Origin of the sequence: Mesorhizobium sp. (genome assembly GCF_024509055.1) — a bacterium.
In the GTDB taxonomy this organism is placed as follows: domain Bacteria; phylum Pseudomonadota; class Alphaproteobacteria; order Rhizobiales; family Rhizobiaceae; genus Mesorhizobium.
Map to the genome: position 1 here is coordinate 1 of NZ_JANINM010000039.1, position 6,637 is coordinate 6,637.

Annotated in this window: 8 protein-coding genes; 7 read left to right on the forward strand and 1 reads right to left on the reverse strand. The window is 65.1% G+C overall.

The window, feature by feature from the left end:
• The 3 genes from Q0L57_RS02465 to Q0L57_RS02475 all read left to right on the forward strand — a co-directional run.
• Window positions 1-203 (forward strand): aconitase family protein (locus Q0L57_RS02465; protein ID WP_296737483.1); only part of this gene is annotated, 203 nt, incomplete at its 5' end.
• 274 nt (window positions 204-477) lie between these two features.
• Entirely contained in the window at window positions 478-1,689 is a 1,212-nt protein-coding gene (locus Q0L57_RS02470) for a diguanylate cyclase (protein WP_296737486.1), read from the forward strand.
• A gap of 53 nt (window positions 1,690-1,742) precedes the next feature.
• Window positions 1,743-2,945 (forward strand): diguanylate cyclase, encoded by a 1,203-nt coding sequence (locus Q0L57_RS02475; protein ID WP_296737489.1) that lies wholly within the window; start codon window positions 1,743-1,745, stop codon window positions 2,943-2,945.
• On the opposite strand, the gene Q0L57_RS02480 is transcribed toward Q0L57_RS02475, so the two are convergent.
• Window positions 2,929-3,285: a hypothetical protein gene (locus tag Q0L57_RS02480; protein ID WP_296737490.1), complete on the reverse strand. Its 357-nt coding sequence runs from the start codon at window positions 3,283-3,285 to the stop codon at window positions 2,929-2,931. The two genes, Q0L57_RS02475 and Q0L57_RS02480, sit on opposite strands and share 17 nt — an antisense overlap.
• Before the next feature lie 226 nt (window positions 3,286-3,511).
• Here Q0L57_RS02480 and Q0L57_RS02485 point away from each other — a divergent pair, with 226 nt between their 5' ends.
• The 4 genes from Q0L57_RS02485 to sdhA form a co-directional block, all read left to right on the forward strand.
• The gene (locus tag Q0L57_RS02485; protein WP_296737492.1) at window positions 3,512-4,003 is read left to right on the forward strand and encodes a hypothetical protein; all 492 of its coding nucleotides are present in this window, start codon (window positions 3,512-3,514) and stop codon (window positions 4,001-4,003) included.
• A gap of 383 nt (window positions 4,004-4,386) precedes the next feature.
• Complete coding sequence (gene sdhC / locus Q0L57_RS02490) at window positions 4,387-4,806, forward strand: succinate dehydrogenase, cytochrome b556 subunit (RefSeq protein WP_296737494.1); 420 nt, start codon at window positions 4,387-4,389, stop codon at window positions 4,804-4,806.
• Window positions 4,807-4,808: 2 nt separating this feature from the next.
• Window positions 4,809-5,204: a succinate dehydrogenase, hydrophobic membrane anchor protein gene (sdhD, locus tag Q0L57_RS02495; protein ID WP_296737496.1), complete on the forward strand. Its 396-nt coding sequence runs from the start codon at window positions 4,809-4,811 to the stop codon at window positions 5,202-5,204.
• 4 nt (window positions 5,205-5,208) lie between these two features.
• Window positions 5,209-6,637 (forward strand): succinate dehydrogenase flavoprotein subunit (gene sdhA, locus Q0L57_RS02500; RefSeq protein ID WP_296737497.1); only part of this gene is annotated, 1,429 nt, incomplete at its 3' end.

Genomic DNA, 6,637 nt, shown 5'->3' on the forward strand with positions numbered 1-6,637 from the left:
TCGACTGGCGCGAGCCGGGCTGCTCGATGTGCCTGGCCATGAACGACGACCGGCTGAAGCCGCACGAGCGCTGCGCCTCGACCTCGAACCGCAATTTCGAGGGCAGGCAAGGCTTCAAGGGCCGCACCCATCTGGTGTCGCCGGCGATGGCCGCTGCCGCCGCCATCGCCGGCCACTTCGTCGATATCCGTGACTGGAAGTAACCCGGTCGAGGCAATCCCCGCATTTGATCCAGCCAATCCCGGACCGCGCTGCGGTTCGGGATTTTTTTTCGGGGAGATCCAGCGTTCGATGGGATCGCGCTGAACCGTTACAGTGTCTGCTTTTCTGCGATTCTAGTTGGAAAGCGGCACTGCATTTCCGGAACTGCCTCGGCGAACACGGCGTTTTCAACGGCCTGTCTCCTTCGCTTAACTGCTTGTTCGTGCTTCCACACTAGCATCTCCCCCTGGGTCAAGTTGGGGAAGTCATCGTCCTTTGGACACCGGTCTGCTCATTGCGCTGCTCAATCCAACGATAGCGCTGGCGCTCGGCGCTGCGTTCTTCGTGCTGTGGTTGTATCAGCGCCATCGTCCGTACCTGGCGGCGCTGGCTGCAAGCTATTGCCTGTCGGCTCCGGGCTTCCTGCTGCAGTATTTCGTGCTTCCGATCGGCGTCGAGCTGACCAAGCTGACCTCCAACATCTGCTTCGCGACTGCCGCCTTTTGCCTCGCCAGCGCGATCGTCGCGCGCTACGGCCGGAGCGTGCCCTATGTCGGCATCGGCACCATGGTCGGCGGCGCGCTGGCCGCCTTCATATGGTTCATGTTCGTGCAGCCGGATCTCACCTGGCGGATACTTTCGGTGAATTTCGGCTTCGGCGGCCTCAGCCTGCTGATTGCCGCCGAGCTCAGGCCGGTGCGCAACAACGGCCCGACCGAAAAGATCCTTTTCGTCCTGGCGCTGCTGTCCGGGCTGAACTTCATCGTACGCACGCTTGTCGTCGTCGTGGCGCACGGGCCGTTCCCGGGGTATGACGGCTTCTACGGCTCGTCCTACTGGACCACCGCGCTGCTCTCCCATGCCCTCCTGTCGCTGCTGATCGCGCTCTGTCTGTTCACCGCCACGGCGCTCGACGTCATGAAGGCGCTGAAGGCCGAGACCCACACCGATCCGCTGTCCGGTCTCCTCAACCGCCGCGGCTTCGAGGAGCGGGCGGCCCTGCTGCTCGATCAATGCGGGAAGGCCGGGTTCCCCATCGCCCTGGTGCTTGCCGACCTCGACCACTTCAAGGCGCTCAACGATCAGCACGGGCATGAGGCCGGCGATCGGGTGATCGCCGATTTCGCCGCCAAGCTACGTTTCGCCACGGGCACGCGGGGTGCGGCCGGCCGCGTCGGCGGCGAGGAATTCGCGGTGCTTTTGCCGCTCAGCGATCTGGCTTCGGCACGTCTGTTCGCCGAAGCGATCCGCACCTTCTACTCGGCCGGCACCGTCGATGGGCTTCCCCCAGGAACGAGAGTGACCGCCAGCTTCGGCGTTGCCGCCCGTACCGGCAATGAAGGGCTGGTGCCGCTGATGCGGCGCGCCGACGAGGCGCTGTACAAGGCAAAGAAGAACGGCCGCGACAGCGTCCGGTTGTCCTATGAACGGCCGGAAACCGCTTTCGTACCCGAGCCGTCAGGCCGCGAGGCTTTGCGCGCACGTTAACGTCTTTTTCGCCCGTCGATGGTTCCCTGTCGGCGGGACCGTCGAAGGAAACCATGGGCAGCGCCGACTTCATCCTGGTGATCAATGTGTTCGTCGCCGGGCTGCTGGCGGCGGCCTTCATGACGATCGCCATCTACGACGCAGGTCGGGTATCGGCGCGTTGGCTGGCCTTCGGCTATGTGCTGGGCATGGCCTATTTCGCCATGGAATTCAGCATCCCCGCCTTCACCGATGCCAGGCTGCCGGTCACCATCGCCTTCGCGATATTCCTTGGCGCGACCATCGCCTTCAATGGCGGGCTTGCCCATAAGTATCGCGTCACGGCGCCATGGCCGCCGATGCTGTTCTTCCTCGCCGTCGCTTCGGTTGCGGTCTATCTGGTGCAGGACCTGCCTCGCCAGTCGCTCACCCGCATGATGGCCTATCAGCTTCCTTATGCAGCCATGCAGTGCGCTGCGCTCGGCATCGTCTTCTCCTCAAGGCAAAGGCTCGGCCGGCTGGATTACCTGCTGGCGGTCGTACTGGCCGCGAGCGCCATCCAGTTCGCCTCGAAGCCCTTCATGGCCGCTGCCCTGGGCGGTTGGGGCGCAGATCCGCAATCTTATGTGCAGACAGGCTACGCGCTGGTGTCGCAGTCGCTGGGCACGGTGTTCGGGCTGGCGGTGGCGCTTATCGCGCTCGCGATCCTGGTGCGCGACGTGCTGGCGGAAGCGACGTCGAAATCGGAGATCGATGCGCTGTCCGGGCTCCTCAACCGCGGCGGCTTCGAGCGTCACGCCGAGCTCGCGATGCGGGACGCGGTGCGCCAGGGCGTGCCGGTGGCGCTGGTCATCGCCGACCTCGATCATTTCAAGAGCATCAACGATACCTATGGCCATGCCTGCGGCGACCGCGCCATCGAGACATTCTCCGACCTGCTGCGCGAGGCGGCAGCCGAGCACCATGTCGCGGGCCGTGTCGGTGGCGAGGAATTCGCCATCATCCTGCCAGGCACCAACCTCGCCGCCGCGCGTCTGTTCGCGGAGGGAGCGCGTAGCGCCTTCGGCACGCTGCCCGTAGAGGGCCTTCCGGCCGATCATCGTTGCAGCGCGAGCTTCGGCGTTGCCGAGCTCGCCGCGGGGGAAGGTTTTTCCGATCTTATGGGCCGTGCCGACGAGGCGCTTTACGCGGCCAAGAACGCCGGCCGGGACTGCGTGCGCCTGTCGGCCGGGACCGCCCGCCGCCAGCTACCCGCGATGGTCAACGGCAGGGGCTGAGGTTGGGCATCTCGCCATCGGAAAGCCCGTACATATAGGAGCGGCCTTTCACGAACACCGGCGGCTGGTAGCAGCCGGGTCCCGAAGCATTGTCCGATTCGTCATAGATCACCGGCGGCTGGCCGGCGCCGGTATAGTCGGAGAGCTGCTTGGCCAGCCGGCCCTGGCCGACGATGATGCGCTTGTAGCCGGCGGCGCTGTCGATGACGAGGTTGCCGAAGGAATCGGCATAGACGCGGTCGTGGTGGCGCAAGCCGGCCTCGGCCGGCGCGGCGATTGCGACGGCAATCGCGGCCAGCACGGTGGTCGCGAGGCTTGCCCGTATTGATTTCGAACGCATGTCGCTCTCCTGTAAGCGGCGCGATCCCCGATGATCGCGGTGCAAAACGTCGTCCGAATCAGAAATTAACTCTTTCTTAACCATTGTTAATAGGCGAAGCGCTCCTAGCCACGCCTCTTAATGAACATGGTTAATTTCCCCGGGGGTCTGTCGCCGGCTCACCCCGGGCGAACTTGATCTTGGCTTGCTGCGTGGCTAGCGTGCCGCGCACGAAAGGGGCAGTTGCATGAATTTTGGCCGCGCGGTTCGTGTATCGCTCGTTTTTCCGTTGCTGCTTGCGGCCGCTGCCTGCGTGCCGCAGGACGGTGCGCCCAGGGCTGCGAGCGCGGCATCTCCCGCGGCCTCGCCGGCTCCGATGCCCGCCGCGGCCGCGACGCCTCCGACATCTACGGCACCGTCGACATCGGCGGCGCCCAAGGCAACCGCGGCACCTCCGCCGCCCGCCAAGATCGTCACAGATCTTACCGCGCCTCGATCCGGATCCGGCATCGGCACGGCCACCTACAGATGCGGCAATGGCACCGCGATCACCATCCAGAATCTCGGCTCGTCGCTGCGGGTGGTCGGAGCGGACGGCGCGACCGAGGAGTTCGCGGCCTCGCCCGCCAACCAGAACAGCCGCTACCAGGAAGCGGCGACCCATGACGCAATCGTGATCGACGGGCGCGAGGCGCTGGTGATGAAGCGGGGGTCGACACCTCAAACCTGCAAGCGATAGCGGGTGCGCCGATATTCGGGTGAGGCGGGCCTGCAAATTATGATTTCCCGCGCTTCCGGTACTCACGTACTTCAACTACGCTCCGTTCCGGTTCTCGGAAACCACCATTCTCGGCTCGGCCTGACCCGAACATCGACGCACCCGAGCGTATGTCAGCCGGCCGCCTATCGCGCTGCGGCGACGCTGCGCCGGCTTCGAAACATCCGCTAATCGATTGAAGCGCCAGGCGGCAAATTTCTCAGACTAAATGACTTTTCCAAAACGATTTTCCGGCTTTGACGCGGTGCAAAAAGAGCATTAGAAACCGGCTGTCCGGAGCCATATATGAGAGCGGCAAACGCCGCCTTTCCATCGCGGCTCCAGGATGCCGAACTGGGGGAGCCATGAGCAAATCACCAGCCACCCGCGCAGGCGCCAGACGTGAACGGCCTCTCTCGCCGCACCTGACGATCTACCGGCCGCCGATCACGATGACGATGTCGATCATCCATCGCATCACGGGCGGCGCACTCTATTTCGGCACGCTGCTGGTCGCGGCATGGCTGATCGCGGCCGCGAGCTCGCAGGCCGCTTTCGACTGGGTCAGCTGGGCCTTCGGTTCCTGGCTCGGCCGACTGGTCCTGTTCGGCTACACTTGGGCGCTGATGCACCACATGCTGGGTGGGCTGCGCCATCTCGTCTGGGACACCGGCGCGGGGCTCGAGAAGCACACCGCCTCGAAGATCGCCTGGGCGACGCTCGCCGGCTCGATCGCGCTCACGCTGCTGATCTGGATCGCCGGCTCCATGGCGCGGGGAGCTTGAGGATGAGCACCAACAACACCGACATGCGCACGCCGCTCGGCAAGGTGCGCGGGCTGGGATCGGCGCGCGAAGGCACGCAGCATTTCTGGCGCCAGCGGCTGACCGCGATCGCCAACATCCCGCTGACCCTGTTCTTCGTCGGTTTCCTGATCGCCGTCAGCGGCCACAGCTATGCCGACGTGCGCGCGGCTCTCGCCAATCCGTTCGTGGCGCTGGTGCTGGCTCTGGTTCTCATTTCCGGGCTCTACCACATGCGGCTCGGCATGCAGGTGATCATCGAGGACTACATCCATGGCGAGGGCATGAAGCTGGCGCTGATCGCCCTCAACACATTCTTCTGCGTGGCAGTCGGCGTTGCTTCGCTGTTCGCCCTGCTCAAACTGGCATTCGGAGGCTGAAGTCTTGGCCAAGGACGCAAACAACACGGCTTCCGCCTATACTTTTGTCGACCACAAGTTCGACGTCGTGATCGTCGGCGCGGGCGGCGCCGGGCTGCGCGCCACGCTCGGCATGGCCGAGCAGGGCCTGCGTACCGCCTGCATCACCAAAGTGTTCCCGACGCGATCGCATACGGTCGCAGCGCAAGGCGGCATCGCCGCCTCGCTCTCCAACATGGGCCCGGATTCCTGGCAGTGGCACATGTACGACACCGTCAAGGGTTCGGACTGGCTGGGCGACGTCGACGCCATGGAATACATGGTGCGCGAGGCGCCGGCGGCGGTCTACGAGCTCGAGCACTACGGCGTGCCGTTCTCGCGCACCGAGGAAGGCAAGATCTACCAGCGGCCGTTCGGCGGCCACATGATGAATTATGGCGACGGCCCGCCGGTGCAGCGCACATGCGCCGCCGCCGACCGCACCGGGCATGCCATCCTGCACACGCTCTACGGCCAGTCGCTGAAGAACAACGCGCAGTTCTTCATCGAGTATTTCGCGCTCGACCTGATCATGGAGCCGGACGGCACCTGCACAGGCGTTGTGGCGTGGAACCTCGACGACGGCACCATCCACCGCTTCTCGGCCAAGATGGTCGTGCTGGCGACCGGCGGCTACGGCCGCGCCTATTTCTCCGCCACCTCGGCGCATACCTGCACCGGTGACGGCGGCGGCATGGCGGCCCGGGCCGGGCTGCCGCTGCAGGACATGGAGTTCGTGCAGTTCCATCCGACCGGCATCTACGGCGCCGGCTGCCTGATCACCGAGGGCGCGCGCGGCGAGGGTGGCTATCTCGTCAATTCCGAGGGCGAGCGCTTCATGGAGCGCTACGCGCCGTCGGCCAAGGATCTCGCCTCGCGAGACGTGGTCTCGCGCTGCATGACGCTGGAGATCCGCGAGGGCCGTGGCGTCGGCAAGAAGAAGGACCATATTTTCCTGCATCTCGACCACCTCGATCCGGCCGTGCTGCATGAGCGGCTGCCCGGCATTTCGGAGTCGGCCAAGATCTTCGCCGGTGTCGACCTCACCAAGGAGCCGATCCCGGTCCTGCCGACCGTCCACTACAATATGGGCGGCGTGCCGACCAATTACTGGGGCGAAGTGCTGAACCCGACGGCCGAGCATCCCGATCGCGTGTCGCCCGGCCTGATGGCCGTTGGCGAGGCCGGCTGCGCTTCGGTGCACGGCGCCAACCGGCTTGGCTCCAACTCGTTGATCGACCTCGTCGTGTTCGGCCGCGCGGCGGCCCTGCGCGCCGGCCAGGTGATCGACCGCAAGGCGGCGATCCCTTCGCCAAACGCCCAGTCGGTCGAAAAGATCATGGAACGCTTCGACAAGCTGCGCCACGCCAACGGCTCGATCCCGACGGCGGTGCTGCGCGAGAAGATGCAGCGGG